This window comes from Spirosoma radiotolerans (assembly GCF_000974425.1).
Taxonomy (GTDB): domain Bacteria; phylum Bacteroidota; class Bacteroidia; order Cytophagales; family Spirosomataceae; genus Spirosoma; species Spirosoma radiotolerans.
In genome coordinates this window covers 2,935,863-2,952,773 of sequence record NZ_CP010429.1, presented here as the reverse complement: position 1 = coordinate 2,952,773, position 16,911 = coordinate 2,935,863, and the positions used below count along the sequence as shown (strand labels likewise).

Below are 16,911 nucleotides of genomic sequence, written 5' to 3'. Positions count from 1 at the left end.
GTTTGGCTTTGTGAAAATTATTTCATGGACCATTTCCTACTAATGTGGGTCACTTCCCAGAATTGATTATAAAATAGTTAACTGAGATAACTATCTCACTGTCAACCCATGACTGTTTTTGTACTATTTTATAGTTACACCTGTGTAATTATTCAACGTGAATAATGGATAGCCGTTTTTGTCATCCCTCCTGCCGCACCGGCGGATAGGTCGGGATGACAAAAAAACCTCCTCATTTCATCCAGCCAGCTCGCTGATATACTTTTCAAAGTCCAGGAAATCCTCCTCCTTCATCACGCGGGGAATCTTGGTTTGGCCGCCAAGCTTTTTGTGTTCTTCGCTCCATCGGTAAAAATGGTCGACGGGAACCACTTCCGCTTCCACACCTTTCAACGACTTTGTCCGGGCGACGTTATAATTCTTGTTCGTTTCGCGTAACTCATTATCCAGCGAAGCAGCCATCTCCTGATTATCGACCAGCTTGTTCGAGCCGATATACCACTTGTTGATGTACTCGCCATTTTTGCGAATAGCCGACACCACAAACTCTTTAATCTCTAGATCGAAGCGTTTCTGCATGGCCTGCATGGCCTTATTCATCTGATGAACAGACAGTTGTTCCCCCACGACATTCAGGAAGTGTTTGGTTCGGCCCGTAATTTTTATTTCCGCCCGTTTCTTATCGGTAATCATGACCGTATCACCAATCATGTAGCGCCAGGTGCCCGAAACCGTCGAAATCAGGAGAACATAATCGATATTTTCTTCGGCCTGCTCCAGCGAATGAACGGTAGCGTCTTGTTTTACCCGCCCTTCCTCGTCCATATTCTCCTCCAGAAACGGGACAAACTCAAAGAAGATGCCATTGTCGACAATCAGCGCCATCGACGATGTATCTGGTCGTTTTTGAGTCGCCAGGTAACCTTCCGAAGTCAGGTAGGTATCAATGTAGGTCAGGGGTCTGGCCATTAAGGCTTCTAGGCTTTTCCGGTAGGGTTCAAATGCCACGCCCCCAGTGGTATACACCTGTAAGTTCGGCCAGATGTCGTGAATGGTCTGAATCCGGTTGTAGGAAATGACTTCTTTGAGCATCATTTCGACCCAGGACGGAATACCGCTCAGGCTGCCAATATCCCAGGTCGGTGCTTCTTTGGCAATCTGCCGTACTTTCTGATCCCAATCGGTCATCGAAGCGATCTCGATTCCTGGTTTGTAATATCCTCTGAACCAGGCCGGAATATTGGCCGCACTGATGCCGCTGATTTCGCCTTCCTGATGATCGTCTTTTTCAATGAGGTTTACGCTACTGCCCAGCATCATGATCTGCTTTTCAAAGAAGTCGGATGGCAGGTCGAAGTTTTTCAGGCTCATCACCTGCTGAATGCCGGATTTTCGAATGGAGTCAATCATGTCGTCCGTTACCGGGATGGATTTACTCGTGCTGGTGGTACCGCTGCTGAGGGCAAAATAACGCTGCCCACCTGGCCAGGTCACATTCTGATGGCCTTCCAGAAGATAATGCCACCAGTCCGTATACAATTTATCATAATCATGAATAGGAACTTCCTGCTGAAAAGCAGCAATGACATCGTCACTGTTGAGCAAGTCGCTGAAGGTGTGTTTTTTACCGAAGGCGGTTAACCTGGCTTTTGTGAGCAGGTTTTTCAGTACCTCTTGTTGAGCCTTTGCCGGATCAGTCTCTGCGGCTACAAAGCCGTATACATCAATTGCTTTTTTAATCAATTCTCCAATTACTGCCATAACTCCTTTTTGAATGGTCTGCTATAGGCGTAAACCCGTTTGGGTGTGCTTTGTTGGTTATTCCGATCAACGGTGCTGTTCCCTCTCACTTTGGCCATGAGGCATTCTGTAGAACAAAATTTTTCCACAAGCTCTTAGTATACTACCTGCCTCATATCAGGTGGGCGGAAGTCATAAACTCAATGAGTTATGCCTAAATCAATCGAAGGGGCCTTATTCTATACGATTTCAGAAGCGGCCCAAGAATTGCACATAACGGTTGGCCGGTTAAAAAGCTATTTGGATCAAAGCCGATTGACCAGCGAACGGATTGGCCGGAGAGAATTGATCCGGGAACAAACCTTACGAGCGTATCAGGCGAAGCGCAACTAAGCTGGTTTTGTACGACCAAAACAGCGCATCGCCCAAATCCCCGCCAGGCGTTCTAAACCATTCCGGTGGATTACCGCTTACCCGGTAGCGCTAGGCCACTTCAACGAAGTGGCCTAGTCAGACTTTGTGACAACATAACTGACGTAACCATATATGACAATGACAATTCTGATAGCGGGTGCAACGGGTGATCTGGGTGGACGCATTATCAATGCCCTGCTGGAGAGGGGAGCCAATGTACGGGCGCTTGTTCGCCCAGGTACGGATGCCGCCAAAGTAGCAAAACTGGAGCAACGGGGCGTAACGATCGTCCGGGCCGATTTGTCAGATGTGCCGGGGCTGACGCAGGCCTGTACGGGCGTATCCTGCGTGGTTTCCGCTCTTCAGGGCCTGGGCGACGTCATCATCGATGGGCAGTCTACTTTACTCGATGCGGCCCTCGCAGCTGGCGTGCCCCGTTTTATTCCGTCCGATTTTTCGAGCGATTACACCCAGTTACCCGTTGGATATAACCGAAATTTTGACCTGCGCCGATCCTTCAACCAACATCTCGATACGAAAGCAGGCATTGCCGCCACGTCCATTCTCAATGGTGCCTTCGCCGAGTTGCTGACCTATAGTATTCCGTTTCTCGATTTCAAAAAGAAGCAGATTGGCTATTGGGAGAGTGCCGACTGGCGGGTCGATTTCACAACGATGGACAACACAGCGGCTTATACGGCGGCTGTCGCCCTGGACGTGTCCAGCCCGCGAATTTTGCGTATTGCCAGCTTTCAGATTAGCGCCAACGAACTGGCCCCCATTGCTGAAGACGTAATGCACCAATCGTTTGAGGTTGTTCGGCTGGGTAGCCGCGACGAATTGGCCGCCTACAATCAGCGTGAGCGGACAGCTCACCCCGAAGGCGAGCAGGACGTGTATCCAAACTGGCAACGGAGTCAGTATATACACAGCATGTTCAGCGTTCAGAACAACCCACTCGATAACGACCGATACCCGGATATAACCTGGACAAGCGTTCGGGAATTACTGGCCACTCGCCGGTAAGGATCTGGGCGGGGCTACGCTTTGCCAATCATCTGATCGAAAACGGCTCGCTGGGCCTTCATAGACGCTAGTTTATCAGCCGGGTTCGTATGACATTCCAGCAGGACCCAGCCCTTGTAATTCATGTTGACCAGGTTGGTCAGCAGCGCCTGATACGGGTAATCCGTCCGGTCCAGTTCCCGGACATGGCAGGTAGCCCCAAAGCGAGATTTGACTAAATTGAAATTAGCCTGAAACCCGTTGCCGTTCAGGTCCTGCGGGTTGCAGTTCCAGCAGATGGTTGCATTGGGATGGGTGGCAACGTCCATAATTTGCTTAATCGCCGGTAGTTCCTGCGTGGCTTCCCCGTGTACTTCCAGCCGGATCTGCTGGCCCAGATCCGCACCGTATTTAGCCAGCTCATTCAGGGATTCGCCAATCTGGGTTAGTGTTTTTTCGGTAGAGACCTCTTTATGAAGCGCATTGGGTTTCACTTTCACACCCGTTCCACCCACATCGGCGCTTAACCGAATGAATTCCTTCGTCCGCTCGATGGAAGCTTTCAGCTGGCTTTGGTCCACATAATCGTATTGCTGGTTTGTACCCAGCCCAACAAGCTTAACGGGGCTATCGGCGAATCGCTTTTTAACGGCCAATCGTTGGGCAGCCGTCAGATCAGGCATCACATTGTGGGCGTGTTCAACGCGCAGTTCGACACCGCCGATGTTTGTCTCCGCACAATTCTTGATCAGCGTCGGCAAATCCCAGTCCTTTCCCCACAAATACGTAACGAAACCCAGCTTGATAGCAGATTTGTCGGTGGTCAGTTTAGCGGCAAAGGCCGGACCCGCAAAAAAGGCGGCTCCTGTCAGGAGGGAAATTTCCTGAAGAAAGGTTTTTCGGTCAATTGAAGCCATAACGATCAGACTCGGGATAGGTATACCAGCGCATACGGATGATTTGGCCATCCGGCCGTTCATGGGCTAAAGTTTATCCGGCCTGATTGCTACTTACTTAGTGCTGATTGAGCACTCGCCTATAGCTTGAGACGAACTCCGACCTTATTCAAACGACCTGTGATCCAGACACACAATAAGGCAAACAACACGGATTTCAACAGACCTACACCACCCGTTAGCAGGACGTCGGGCAGATGCAGGTTGAGTAAGGTGGTAAAGGCATAGGCGAAATACGGAATCAGGTAACACAGGAGTGTATCGGTGCCAGCGGGTCGGATCGATTCAAACCACTGTGCTTTACCACTCACATCCACCAGCCAGTAGATGGCCGTAAACGCCAGAATGGTAAATGCACTGCACAAAAACAACCAGGCGGGGGTAGCGGCCAGTTTGCTTAATCCCCAGAATGTCCGCGTATAAACAGAAAGAGCAATCAGCACAACGGATGCCACGATAAAAATGAGCGTCATTCGTCTATTCTCCCCTTGCTGCCGGTATTGTTGAAACAGGGTTGAGATTACTACGCCCCCCATCGTAAGGCCCACGAGCGTTCCGCCACTGATCGCATTGGGGATAATGGAGATGGCTTGGGGCAGTACCTGTGCAGCAGCCAGCATGCTTAACACGGCAAAGCCAACCCAAGCGGTTAGTAGAATCAGTATCCGGTTTCGGGCAAAAACCGTCACAAGCGCTGCGCCCAGATATGACCAGCCAATCAGGCCCAGAATTCCCCACCAGTGTGGAGCAAACCGGCTATTGTTTTCCCCTCGGTATACCATAGCCAGAGTGATCAACAGGCCAACAACGACGAGTTTGGCGATTAATTTATTCCACTTGTCTGCGGTTTTTGGGTACACACCCCAAAGCCGAATAAAACAAATACAAGCCAGTACATTCCAGACATGCCGGGATAATCCCGTGGCGGTTTCATCAATGGATTCGCCATTGACCAGAAAAACGCCCATGACCAGCAGCGCCACCGAACGCATCAGCACATGGCCGATAATCACACGATCGGTATCCCCTTTCTGACGTCGGGCGTTGACGGCAAACGGGAGCGACATGCCCACAATGAATAGAAAGGCCGGAAATACTACGTCGGCCAAGCCAATTCCATCGACCCCACGGGGTACGTGTTCCAACCAGGCTGGAATGTTCGTTAACGACCATAGATCATTGACGAAAATCATTAGGATCATCGTCAGGGCCCGCAGTATGTCAATAGCGTCTACCCGATTGGCTACGCTAAGTGGCCGTGCCGATGAAATAGGTACCGTCTGTGGCTGAATCATAGCAGTTTCTTTGTATATGGCGGCAAACTATAAAATGATACAGGCCCGGTTGTTTAGCAGGCTTTGCGTTTTTTAATAAAATAAAATAACCTCAAATCACTTAATATAGAGCCACTTGGCATATAACGCCTTTTGTGTAGCCGTTTGGTTGTCTACAGGCTCCAGCCGGTAACTCACCAGGGGATTCTGCGACAGGGTAACCGGTATCTCGCGAAGAAGACCCGCCCGGTTTACCAGCACATTGATTTTGTCGCCCACCCGCCGACCACTAACCTGACGCAGCAGATCATCACCCACCCGTACGCCGTCAATCGAAATGATTTCATCGCCCACGTTGAGGCCATCCGTATACGCTGCTGACCCGCGCCGAACACTGGAAATGGTTGATTTTCCATTAGCTACCGTTGTGGCTGCCCCCAGAAAACCATCCTGTAGTTTAGCAGCCACATTGACCAGCTTCATGCCCACGGGCTCAAAATAAGCATTATAATTTATGGGGTCGGCCGTATTGACACCGATGTTGAAGAAATCATCAAGTTTGCGGCCCGCTACCTGTTCGGCCGCCTTCCGAAATTCATCATCCGTAAACCCACGCTTCTGCTTTTTGTAGTATTCAGCGTACAGGAGCCGTAACAAATCGTCCATATTGCGTTCGCCGTTGCTGGCCGACAGAATCGCCAGATTTAGCAGACTTCCAAGTACACTCCCTTTGCTGTAATAGGATATGGTGGTGTTGGCCGAGTTTTCATTAGGCCGGTACCCTTTGATCCAGGCATCCCAGCTCGATTCTGCTGCCGACTGTACTCGTGTACCCGGCTGATTCTCTATCTCCGTAATGCTGCTGGCCACAAGCGCCAGGTAAGCTTCCGGCGTATGAAATCCCGCCCGGCGTAGAATATACTCCTGGTAGAAGGACGTACAACCCTCTGACAGCCAGAGCATGTGCGTATAGTTCTCGTTCTCGTAATCAAACGGCCCCAACGCTACCGGCCGAATACGCTTAACATTCCAAAGGTGGAAATACTCATGGGCTACCAGCGACAGAAACCGTTTATAGTTGGCTTCAGTGGCGTAAGCATTGCGAGTCGTTTCGAGGGTTGTCGAATTAAGGTGTTCAAGACCACCCCCGCCCGGTGGAATGTGATGCACAATAAATGTATACTGTTTACAGGGATGTTCCCCTACTACCGTGGCAGCCGCTTCACAAACGCGCTTATAATCAGCCGCTAAGCGCTGTTCGTTATAGTCTACATCGCCAAACATAGCCACCGTATGCGGAATATTGGCGGCTGTAAAGTTGAATGTATGATGATTTCCAATCTCGATGGGCGAATCAACCAGCAGATCAAAGTCAGCCGCTTCGTACGTATAGTTCTGACCACTGATCGGTTCGAGGCCGGTAGCGACGTTTTTCCAGGCTTTATACGGTTGTACAACCACACGGAGTGGTATGTTTTTCAGCGCATCATGGTACATGAACATACCGGCGGGCGTCACATAGCCGTGGTCGGCGTCCACGAAACTAGTCCGGACGGTCAGTTCATTGGCGTACACCCGATAGCGAATGGTCAGGTTATCGTCAGCGGTATACACTCGCCAGGCATTTTTGCGGATCTTCTCACTGGCAACGGGCTTGCCACCCGCCGACGCCGTGAAGGCCTCTACATTTTTGGCATATTCGCGAATCAGATAAGAGCCCGGTGTCCAGACCGGCATTTTGATGTCCAGATAGCCATTTTTCTTCGCATTCGTAGCAGCGGCCACATTTTTCAATTGCATTTCTACCTCAAAATAGTGCGTTTGTGGTTCGGGCATCGAGAGCACATACGTGACACCAGGCGAGACAGCCGGAGGGGTTTCCTCATCGGTAAGTTTAGGACTAGCAGTTGATGAAAATGGAATAAAAAATGTCCAGACAGTAAGTAAATACAGAAGCCGGGCGTTTTTTTTCATACGGAAACAGGAATACCTTCGTTTTTTGTCCAGAATAGACGTGATATTTGTCAATTAGCAGCGAAACTACGACGCAATCGTCTTAAATGGTAGTCTCAGGTTCAAACTTTCGGCCGGGTTGCCGCAGCGATTTCCAGGTTCGGCAAACTTGACACGCCTACGTCGGATCGGAACAACCTGACACCAGACACACTGAACTTACATTTTTTCTATGCCCTATTCAACCGCCCAATCGGGTCAATACCATTCGCTCCGTATCAACAGCAGCCGGTGGCTCATCTGCCTAACCCTTGGGTTGTTTGTCAGCCTGTCGGCACTGGCCCAGCGAACCCAGAGTTATGCTGAACCTGATTACCATTACCGGAACGGACTTGAACTTTTCGAGAAAGCCAACTATGCGGCTGCCCGGTATGAGTTTCGGCAATACGTCGAACCGCGTCGGGGAGATGGCTCCCAAACACTACTGAACACCGGCGATCAGAATCTGGTCGAGGCCGAATATTACATTGCGCTCACCAGCCTGTACATCGACGAGCCGGGAGCCGAACTGCTTGTGGACCGCTTCGTTAAAAACCACAGCCAGCACCCCAAAGCCGGGCAGCTTTATGGCGATTTAGGCACTTACTATTACACCCGGCAGGATTACACGAAGGCCATCGATTTTCTGGAGAAAGCCGTGGCTCAGGGTGGTAGCGCCACGCAGCAAACCGGCTATAAATATCAGTTGGCCCTTTCCTACTACAATACGCAGGATTTGAAGAAGGCGTTGCCATTGCTCAATGAGGTCAAACTCGATCCGGGCTCGCCCGATGCGCCTGCGGCCTCCTATTATGCCGGGGTTATCAATTTCCGCAATCGCAATTACAACGAAGCGGTGGCCGACTTCCGACGGGTGGAGAACAACCCAATCTATCAGAATCAGGTACCCAACTGGATTGCCCAGGCGCTTTATCGGCAACGTCGGTTCGATGATCTGCTGACCTATACCGAACCGTTACTTAAGCGCAACAATGGGGCGGGCATGAATGAAGTGGCCCTGTTTACAGCGGAAGTCTTTTATCAGCAAAACCAGTTCGCCAGAGCAATTCCGTATTACAAACAGTACATCAACGCGACGGGTGCCAAAGCACCGGGCGCAGTTAAGTTCCGGTACGGCCAGTCCTTATTCCGCACGGGTGCCTACAATGACGCCATCACGCAACTCAAATCGCTGGCGGGTGGCAAAGACACAACGGCCCAGTATGCGGCCTACACGCTTGGGGTCAGCTACCTGCAAACTCAGAACCCAACCTACGCGTTGAATGCTTTCGATCAGGCGGGACGGCTATCGTTCAATCGGGAGATTCAGGAGGAAGCCCGATTCAACCACGCCAAGCTGCAACTCGATCAGAATAATGGCGCCGATGCCGTAAAGGAACTGACTGCTTTTCTGAAGCAATACCCCGACAGCAAGTTCGAGAATGAAGCCAACGAGTTGGTCGGCGAAGCGTACTATGCGTCCAACAACTACCCGGCAGCGATTGCCTACATTGAAGGTTTGAAACGCCGGACGCCTAAAATTAACGCAACCTACCAGCGGCTAACCTTCAATCAGGGCGTTAACGATTTCAATGCCGAACGCTACCAACAAGCCGTTGCCAATCTGGATAAGTCGTTGAAGTTTCCCGTCGACAACGAGCTACAGCAGGCCGCTCAGTTCTGGAAAGCCGAAGCCTACTCCGCCGGGAAGCAGTATGATACGGCAATTCCTCTTTATGCCAGTATAAAATCGGGCGCTGGCGATTACTCCACCAAGAGCTTGTATGGCCTGGGCTACGCGTATTACAATAAAAAGGATTACGCCCGCGCGCTGCCCTATTTCCGGGATTTTGTGAGTAAGGGCGCAAGTGCCGATGGTGGCGTTCAGGTACAGGATGCTACCATCCGCCTTGCCGACAGCTATTTTGCCACGAAGCAGTACGAAAATGCACTACGTGCTTACGATCAGGCCATTGCACAGAATGCTCCGGATAAAGATTATGCTTCTTACCAAAAAGCGGTCATTCTAAGCTACGTCGGCCGCGACGCGGAAGCAAAGGCCCAATTCGATCAGGTGCAACGGCAGTATCCGAATTCGCGCTTTGTCGATGAGTCGTTGTTCCAGAAAGCAAATGTCGATTTCGAAAAAGGGGCCTACCAAGTGGCCATTCAGGAATTTACCAAGCTGATTCAGGATAAACCCAACAGTTCGCTCGTTCCGGCAGCCCTCTTGAAGCGGGCCATTGCCTACGGTAACCTGCAACAGTATGATCCGGCCGTAGCGGACTACAAACGGATTCTGGATAATTACGGTGACTCCGATCAGGCGCAAAGTGCTTTGCTAGGTATTCAGAATACGTTGAACGATGCTGGTCGGCCAGAAGAGTTTTCCCAGGTTCTGGGCCAGTATAAAAAAGGGAATCCGGGAAGTACAGATGTCGAACGGGTTCAGTTTGATAACGCCAAAAACATCTATTCGACCGGTAAATACGAGCAGGCCATTCAGTCGTTTCTGGCGTTTATGCAGGAATATCCCGCCAGCCCCGGCACCAATGAAGCCCGGTATTATCTGGCCGAATCGTATCGCCAAACCAATGATGTTGCAAATGCCCTTCGCTATTATAACCTGGTGATTGCCGACAATAAATCTGATTTTCTGATTCGGGCCGCCAGCCGGGCGGCTGATCTGGAAGCGAAACAGAAAAATTATCCGCGTGCCATTCGCAACTACCAGATCATCCAAAGCCGGGCCAACAGCAAGGCTGAGCAGGTTACGGCTCAGTTAGGCCTGATGGATACCTATTTTGTTTACCCAAAACTCGATTCAGCAGCCGCTATCGCCCGTGAGGTTGTGGCCGGTGGAAATGTGGTGGCGGGTGCGCAGAACCGGGCGCAGTTGATGTTGGGCAAAGTAGCGCTGGCTAAAAACGACTACAAAACAGCACAGGCTGACTTTGAGAAAACCATTGCCTTGGCCAAAGATGTTAGTGGAGCCGAAGCGCAATATTTTCTGGGCGAAATTCTTTACCGGCAGAAAAAATACAAAGAGTCGGTAGCCACCTTGCTGAAGTTCAACGAGCAGTTCAGCGATTTTGAATACTGGAAAGGCAAAGCCTTTATCCTGGTCTCCGACAATAACGTCGCCCTGGATGAACCTGCCCAGGCCAAAGCGGTTCTCAACTCAATCATCGAAAACTCATCCGACCAAACCATCGTTGCCGAAGCCAAAGAAAAGCTGACAGCGCTGGAGTCAAAATAATGATGAATGATGAAAGATGAATGATAAGTAATGTGTGAGTTGGCTTCGTTTGTACTCATTCATCATTTAACATTCATTATTCATCATTCATCGTACATTCACTATGATCGTACGTCCCCTACTTACCCTTACCCTGCTTTCCTGGTCTACGGTGCTTATTGCCCAGCAGACGAAGCCAACGCGCCCCGTAAAAGAAGGCGAAGTGGATAATCAGGAAATAACGGTTGAAAAAAGTCGGAAAATAGAATTGCCCCCTGCCAACCGGATTTTCAACAAGATCCCGTCAGTCAAGCAATCGGCTGAACAACGAAAACTGACTTACGAATTCGAGGATCGAAAGTTAACCATCGGCGACCCCAAAATTACGCCCGGCGTTCTGGCGCCGTCCACTACGCAACCCGACGACACCCCGGCGTATAACAACTACGTGAAGCTTGGGGCCGGGAACTACAGTTCATTCCTGGGAGAAGGTTTCTTTGGCATCAATAACCTGTCGAACCTGGCACTGGAAGGGTCGATTCGGCATTTATCGTCGGCCATTGGTCCCGTTGATGGTAAGAACTCAGCCCAGAGCGACACCCGGATACGGGTTACGGGTAAGTATCTGGCCGACGCGTTTAAGGTACAGGCGGATCTTGGCTTTGATCGAAATACGTATAATTTCTACGGTTACAGCCGCGAGTATGCTGCCCAGCCCTCCTTCAATCCGGATTTGATCAAGCAGCGACTGAATACGGTAAATTTCAAACTCGGTATTGAAAATGCCAAGTCAGAAAACGCAATCGACTACTCCCTTCGTACGGGAATTACTTCCCTGAGCGACCGGTTCAACGCTACTGAAACGGATTGGGGAACCAATTTAAATGCGTCGATCGGCATTACAGACAATGTATTCGCGCTGGTAGCCGCCGATGCCTACGTAACGCAACGCTCCGACGGGTCTATCGTCGACAACCGGAATCTGTTTCGGGTAAAGCCTACATTCAAGTATACCTCACCCCTGTTTACCATTACGGCGGGAATCAATGCCGTCAACCAAACCGATCAGCGACAGGGAATCAACGACACACGCGCCTTTCCAGTGGTGGATATTGACGTAGCTCCACTGACGAATATCCACATCTTCGCGGGCGTCGATGGCGATATTAACCGAAACACGCTTCGCTCGTTATTAGCTGAGAATAAGTGGCTTGGCCCACAAGTGCTATTGGTTAACACTGTTAAGTCATGGGATATTTATGGTGGCTCGAAAGGAACGATTGGCGGTGGGTTTTCCTATGAGGGTAAAGTATCCTATGCCCGCTACCGGAACTTCTCGACCTTCAATAATAGCACGACGGATACGACAAAATTCTTCGTCCTTTACGATGGTGGTATCTCCAATGTGCTGACGATTTCAGGTCAGTTGGCCTATGCCCGGAAAGACAAATTTCGTTCATCGCTAAAGGCGGATTACTTCAACTATAGTCTCGACCGACTCGAACAAGCCTGGGGCCGTCCTCAGGTAGCGGCAGCCTGGAGTAACTCGTATACGTTAAATAAAAAGTTATTCGTCACGGCGGATTTGTATTTTTATCAGGGTATCAAGAACAAGAACTTCACCTCTGGCGTGGTGTATACCCTCAAACCGATCTACGACGCCAATCTAAAAATTGACTATTTCCTGGGCAAGCAGATCTCTGCCTTTGTCTCGTTAAATAATATCTTTAGTCAGAATTACCAGCGGTATTTGTATTATCAAACACAAGGGCTTAACTTTCTTGGAGGAATCAGTTATTCGTTCTAAACGCTCCACCGACGCACATTATGGCTGCTGTTAAAGACTATCTCAAAAAGTTGCTGTATCAGTACGACTGTGTGGTTGTTCCCGAATTGGGAGCTTTCCTCACACACTACCAGCCAGCAGCCTTTACAGAAACCAGCGGCTTGTATCTGCCCCCCCGCAAACGAGTTGCGTTCAACGAAGCGCTTCGTTTCGACGATGGCATCCTGGCCAATTACATCATGCTTCATGAGCCAGTCACGCGCGACGGTGCTCAGAAGTACATTAGCCAATTCGTCAACGACTTACGGCAGCAGGTCAGCGCAGCCGGTCGGTTCGAAATTGACGGTATCGGAACGTTTACGCATAACGAAGAAGGCCGATTACAGTTCGACCCTAGCCTTCGACACAATTTTTTTGGCGAAGCCTATGGCATGAGTGCGTTGTCAGCTCAATTTGTTGATCATCAACCAAAACTTGAGACGATTCTGGATGCTGTACCCGTCACAGCACTCGGTCCAGTATTGGTTCGGGATGAAGACACGACTCTGACGCCCTATCGCCCGGCACGTCCTTACTGGCGGGTGGCAGCAGCCGCGCTCCTAATTGGCTCACTCGGAGTATTCAGTTATTTTTCGGTTATCAATCCGGGGCAACCTTTTCAAAGTAGCCTCGACCCGGCTAATCTCTTCCGCACCTCTGCCTCCTATTTCGAGCGCAAGAAAGTGGATAGCGATGTACCAAAACCTGTTTCGGTATCTGTTCCAGCCCCCGCTGCCGTTGACGAACAACCGGTAGCTACACCGGCTGGAACACCAGCAGCTTCTAATCCAGTACCAACTGAACCAGCAGCAACAACACCTGACGTAAGTAAAGTAAAACTTGAACCCACGCCTGCTGTTAAGCCAGCTTCAGAAGCAGCCAAACCTGAATTAGCCACTAAAGCTTCCGCTGTTGCAGTTAAGGCGGTTCGTACAACGCCTTATTATACGGTTATTGCTGGTGTTTTTCTGAGCAAGCGAAATGCACTTCGCCTGAAACGGCAATTACGGAAAGCGGGGTATGCCGATGCGTTTGTCATCATGCCTGAACGTGGCCAGAAAGTGCTTCGGTACAAAGTTGCCGCTGCTGGTTCAGCCGACCGTGACGAAGCCGTAACAAGTATGGCCGCCGTCAGCGAATTGGCTGGGTCAACTGCCTGGCTTTATAAGAATTAAGAATTTCCATCTTAACTAATAAAACGGACAGCCTCGATAGGCTGTCCGTTTTTGCTGGTGGCTTCACGTAATGTATTACCAGATAGCTTCACGAATGTTATTTAATTTTAGAATCAAAAACCTTAAAACAAAAACGGCTCCCACTTTCGAAGGAACCGTTCTGCACACATACAAACAGGAATCTCAACCCAAGTACGTCTTTAGCGCTTTCGACCGTGAGGTGTGGCGCAGGCGACGAATGGCTTTTTCTTTTATTTGCCGAACCCGCTCGCGGGTCAGGTTAAATTTCTCGCCGATCTCTTCAAGCGTCATGGCATGTTCGCCATTCAGACCAAAGTAGAGTGTGATAACATCTGCTTCCCGTTGCGTTAAGGTTGACAGTGCCCGTTGCACTTCTTTGCGCAACGAATCATTGATCAACCCGGAGTCAGGTTTGTCTTCACCGTCATTTTCCAGTACATCGAGTAAACTATTTTCTTCGCCCTGTACGAACGGAGCATCCATCGACACGTGACGACCCGAAATTTTCAGGGTATCAACAACTTCAGCGGCAGAAATTTCGAGGACAGCCGCCAGTTCTTCCGGCGATGGTTCCCGTTCAAATTTCTGCTCAAGGTCAGAGAATGTCTTTGAGATCTTGTTCAGCGAACCAACCCGGTTAAGGGGCAGCCGCACGATCCGGGACTGTTCGGCCAAGGCCTGAAGAATAGACTGACGAATCCACCAAACGGCGTACGAAATAAATTTAAATCCACGCGTTTCATCAAACCGTTGGGCAGCTTTAATCAGACCCAGGTTTCCTTCGTTGATCAGGTCACCTAAAGAAAGGCCCTGATTTTGATATTGCTTAGCAACCGACACCACAAAGCGTAGGTTTGCTTTCGTTAATCGCTCCAGCGACAACTGGTCACCTTCCCGTATTTTCTGGGCCAACGTTACCTCCTCGTCAGGGGTAAGCAAGTCCACTTTACCAATCTCCTGCAAGTACTTGTCTAACGACTGGCTCTCGCGGTTGGTTATCTGTTTTGAAATTTTTAGCTGTCTCATAATCCGTTGTCCCCGGTGGAGTGACTATATAACGCTATCGTTTGACGTTGCATTACACAAAAAAGTAACAATGACTTACGCATTTTTGTTCTCTGGCTTTGGCAGCAAAACTTTACGCGATAAACGGTACTTTCCTGTCTTTTTATCAACGTCGATCAACTTCACTGTTACTTCCTCCCCTACTTGTAAGACCCCGTCCATGGTCTCCAGACGCTCCCACTTAATCTCGGAAATGTGCAAAAGACCATCTTTGCCTGGCATGAATTCAACGAAGGCACCGAAGGGTTGAATCGTTTTCACTTTACCAACGTAGGTTTCGCCAACTTCCGGTACGGCCACGATTCCTTTCACACGAGACACGGCTTTGTCCATGCTTTCTTTGCTGGTGGCAAAGATGCTAACCCAACCGGCATTGTCATGTTCGTCGATGTTAACGACAGCACCTGAATCTTTCTGGATGTCCTGAACAACTTTACCACCGGGTCCAATAACGGCTCCGATCTGGTTAGTGTCGATTTTGATGACCATCGCACGGGGTGCATGTGGTTTCAAATCCGAACGAACATCGGCAATGCCTTTTTTCATTTCACCCAGGATATGCAGCCGGCCTACACGAGCCTGCTCCAGTGCCTGCGCCAGCACTTCGTAGGATAATCCATCAACTTTCAGGTCCATCTGACAAGCCACGATTCCTTTTTCAGTACCCGTGACCTTGAAGTCCATATCACCGAGGTGATCTTCGTCTCCAAGAATGTCGGACAGAACCGCATACTTATCGCCGTCCGAAATCAATCCCATGGCAATACCCGCTACAGGCGCTTTGATTTTGATACCGGCATCCATCAGGGCCATTGTTCCGGCACAGACGGTGGCCATCGACGACGAACCATTCGACTCGAGAATATCAGAAACAATGCGAATTGTATATGGATTTTCTTCAGCCGGTGGTAATACCTTTTTCAACGACCGGTGGGCCAGGTTACCATGCCCGATTTCACGGCGGCCAGCACCCCGATTCGGTTTTACTTCGCCCGTTGAAAAACCGGGGAAGTTATAATGCAAGAGGAATTTGCTGTATCCCTGGTACATTGTCTGGTCGACAATCTGTTCATCCGTTTTCGTACCGAGCGTTACAGTCGTCAGTGACTGGGTTTCGCCCCGGGTAAAGAGCGCTGAGCCGTGGGGACCAGGCAGGTAACCGGTTTCGGCTGAGATCTGACGAATCTGGTCCAGTTTCCGGCCATCCAGACGGGTGCGCTCGTCAAGCACTAAACGACGGGACGCTTCCCATTCCAAATCATGTAAATAGGTTTTGATCAAGCCTACATTCACCTCGGCTCCTTCTGGAAACGACGCTAAATATTCGTCACGAACGGCTCTGAAACCATCCGAACGGCCTTTTTTGCTAGGGTTCTGCTGTTGGGCAACGGCATAAATTTTATCGTAGGTAGCGGCACGAACAGCAGCACGAAGGTCTTCGTCGTGCGTTTCGTGATTGTATTCCCGCTTTTCTGTTTTGCCAACTTTAGCTTCCAGTTCCTTCTGGGCCTGGCATTGTACCTTGATAGCTTCGTGCGCAACCTTTAGGGCTTCCACGACTTCGGCTTCTGAACATTCGTCCATTTCGCCTTCCACCATACAAATATCTTTGTCTGTAGCCGCTACGATCAGGTCGATGGTAGCCCGTTCCAGCTCGGAGGTTTTCGGGTTAATCTTGTACTGACCGTCGATTTTCGCGACGCGTACTTCAGAGATCGGTCCGTTAAAGGGGATGTTGGATACGGCCAGTGCCGACGAGGCAGCCAGTGCAGCCAGTGCATCAGGCTGAACTTCAGGATCTGCCGAAATCAGGGTGATCATTACCTGCGTATCGGCATGGTAATTATCGGGAAATATTGGCCGCAGGGCGCGGTCAACTAAACGACTAATCAGAATTTCGTGATCACCCAGGCGACCTTCACGCCGTTGGAAGCTACCCGGAATCCGGCCAGCCGACGCAAATTTTTCTTGATAATCAACGGATAAGGGAAGAAAGTCAACGCCTTCTTTGGCTTCTTTACTGGATACAACGGTGGCTAACAGCATTGTGTCGCCCAACCGTACAACCACCGCTCCGTCGGCCTGACGGGCCAGTTTGCCGGTTTCGATGGTAATTTCCCGCCCGTCGGGCAGCGCAACGGATTGCGTGGTGATTTCAAACATACAACAGATTTTGAATACGTCCTCTTACAGCTTTAAACCGCTC

General features: G+C 50.1%; 11 protein-coding genes. 5 read left to right on the top strand and 6 right to left on the bottom strand.

Annotation, left to right across the window (positions count from 1 at the left end; genetic code table 11):
• Positions 1–237: 237 nt before the first annotated feature.
• The gene (locus tag SD10_RS11955) at positions 238–1,761 is read right to left on the bottom strand and encodes a GH3 family domain-containing protein (RefSeq protein ID WP_046574004.1); all 1,524 of its coding nucleotides are present in this window, start codon (positions 1,759–1,761) and stop codon (positions 238–240) included.
• Positions 1,762–1,950: 189 nt separating this feature from the next.
• Here SD10_RS11955 and SD10_RS11950 point away from each other — a divergent pair, with 189 nt between their 5' ends.
• Positions 1,951–2,133 (top strand): MerR family transcriptional regulator, encoded by a 183-nt coding sequence (locus tag SD10_RS11950; RefSeq protein WP_046574003.1) that lies wholly within the window; start codon positions 1,951–1,953, stop codon positions 2,131–2,133.
• Positions 2,134–2,292: 159 nt separating this feature from the next.
• Positions 2,293–3,180, top strand: a complete 888-nt coding sequence (locus tag SD10_RS11945; RefSeq protein WP_227699207.1) for an aromatic alcohol reductase — start codon at positions 2,293–2,295, stop codon at positions 3,178–3,180.
• 14 nt (positions 3,181–3,194) lie between these two features.
• Here the strand turns inward: SD10_RS11945 and SD10_RS11940 are convergent, their stop codons facing one another.
• The 3 genes from SD10_RS11940 to SD10_RS11930 form a co-directional block, all read right to left on the bottom strand.
• Positions 3,195–4,076, bottom strand: coding sequence for a sugar phosphate isomerase/epimerase family protein (locus SD10_RS11940; protein WP_046579409.1), 882 nt, complete (start codon positions 4,074–4,076; stop codon positions 3,195–3,197).
• A gap of 119 nt (positions 4,077–4,195) precedes the next feature.
• Positions 4,196–5,410, bottom strand: a complete 1,215-nt coding sequence (locus tag SD10_RS11935) for a DUF5009 domain-containing protein (protein ID WP_046574001.1) — start codon at positions 5,408–5,410, stop codon at positions 4,196–4,198.
• A gap of 96 nt (positions 5,411–5,506) precedes the next feature.
• On the bottom strand, positions 5,507–7,363 hold the full coding sequence (locus tag SD10_RS11930) for a M61 family metallopeptidase (RefSeq protein ID WP_046574000.1): 1,857 nt from the start codon (positions 7,361–7,363) through the stop codon (positions 5,507–5,509).
• A gap of 211 nt (positions 7,364–7,574) precedes the next feature.
• Here SD10_RS11930 and SD10_RS11925 point away from each other — a divergent pair, with 211 nt between their 5' ends.
• From SD10_RS11925 to SD10_RS11915, 3 genes are all read left to right on the top strand, one after another.
• Positions 7,575–10,640: a tetratricopeptide repeat protein gene (locus SD10_RS11925; RefSeq protein ID WP_046573999.1), complete on the top strand. Its 3,066-nt coding sequence runs from the start codon at positions 7,575–7,577 to the stop codon at positions 10,638–10,640.
• A gap of 103 nt (positions 10,641–10,743) precedes the next feature.
• Positions 10,744–12,426, top strand: a complete 1,683-nt coding sequence (locus SD10_RS11920) for a hypothetical protein (protein ID WP_046573998.1) — start codon at positions 10,744–10,746, stop codon at positions 12,424–12,426.
• A 20-nt stretch (positions 12,427–12,446) separates the two neighbouring features.
• Positions 12,447–13,619, top strand: coding sequence for an HU domain-containing protein (locus SD10_RS11915; RefSeq protein ID WP_046573997.1), 1,173 nt, complete (start codon positions 12,447–12,449; stop codon positions 13,617–13,619).
• Between the two features lie 183 nt (positions 13,620–13,802).
• Here the strand turns inward: SD10_RS11915 and SD10_RS11910 are convergent, their stop codons facing one another.
• Both SD10_RS11910 and SD10_RS11905 read right to left on the bottom strand, forming a co-directional pair.
• Positions 13,803–14,666, bottom strand: coding sequence for a sigma-70 family RNA polymerase sigma factor (locus SD10_RS11910; RefSeq protein ID WP_009282104.1), 864 nt, complete (start codon positions 14,664–14,666; stop codon positions 13,803–13,805).
• A 75-nt stretch (positions 14,667–14,741) separates the two neighbouring features.
• Positions 14,742–16,868, bottom strand: a complete 2,127-nt coding sequence (locus SD10_RS11905) for a polyribonucleotide nucleotidyltransferase (protein ID WP_046573996.1) — start codon at positions 16,866–16,868, stop codon at positions 14,742–14,744.
• Between the last annotated feature and the right edge of the window lie 43 nt (positions 16,869–16,911).

Bases quoted from the DNA above. Each gene is read 5' to 3' on its own strand.
- SD10_RS11955 (WP_046574004.1), bottom strand. From the start codon at position 1,761: ATGGCAGTAATTGGAGAATTGATTAAAAAAGCAATTGATGTATACGGC.
- SD10_RS11950 (WP_046574003.1), top strand. From the start codon at position 1,951: ATGCCTAAATCAATCGAAGGGGCCTTATTCTATACGATTTCAGAAGCG.
- SD10_RS11945 (WP_227699207.1), top strand. From the start codon at position 2,293: ATGACAATTCTGATAGCGGGTGCAACGGGTGATCTGGGTGGACGCATT.
- SD10_RS11940 (WP_046579409.1), bottom strand. From the start codon at position 4,076: ATGGCTTCAATTGACCGAAAAACCTTTCTTCAGGAAATTTCCCTCCTG.
- SD10_RS11935 (WP_046574001.1), bottom strand. From the start codon at position 5,410: ATGATTCAGCCACAGACGGTACCTATTTCATCGGCACGGCCACTTAGC.
- SD10_RS11930 (WP_046574000.1), bottom strand. From the start codon at position 7,363: ATGAAAAAAAACGCCCGGCTTCTGTATTTACTTACTGTCTGGACATTT.
- SD10_RS11925 (WP_046573999.1), top strand. From the start codon at position 7,575: ATGCCCTATTCAACCGCCCAATCGGGTCAATACCATTCGCTCCGTATC.
- SD10_RS11920 (WP_046573998.1), top strand. From the start codon at position 10,744: ATGATCGTACGTCCCCTACTTACCCTTACCCTGCTTTCCTGGTCTACG.
- SD10_RS11915 (WP_046573997.1), top strand. From the start codon at position 12,447: ATGGCTGCTGTTAAAGACTATCTCAAAAAGTTGCTGTATCAGTACGAC.
- SD10_RS11910 (WP_009282104.1), bottom strand. From the start codon at position 14,666: ATGAGACAGCTAAAAATTTCAAAACAGATAACCAACCGCGAGAGCCAG.
- SD10_RS11905 (WP_046573996.1), bottom strand. From the start codon at position 16,868: ATGTTTGAAATCACCACGCAATCCGTTGCGCTGCCCGACGGGCGGGAA.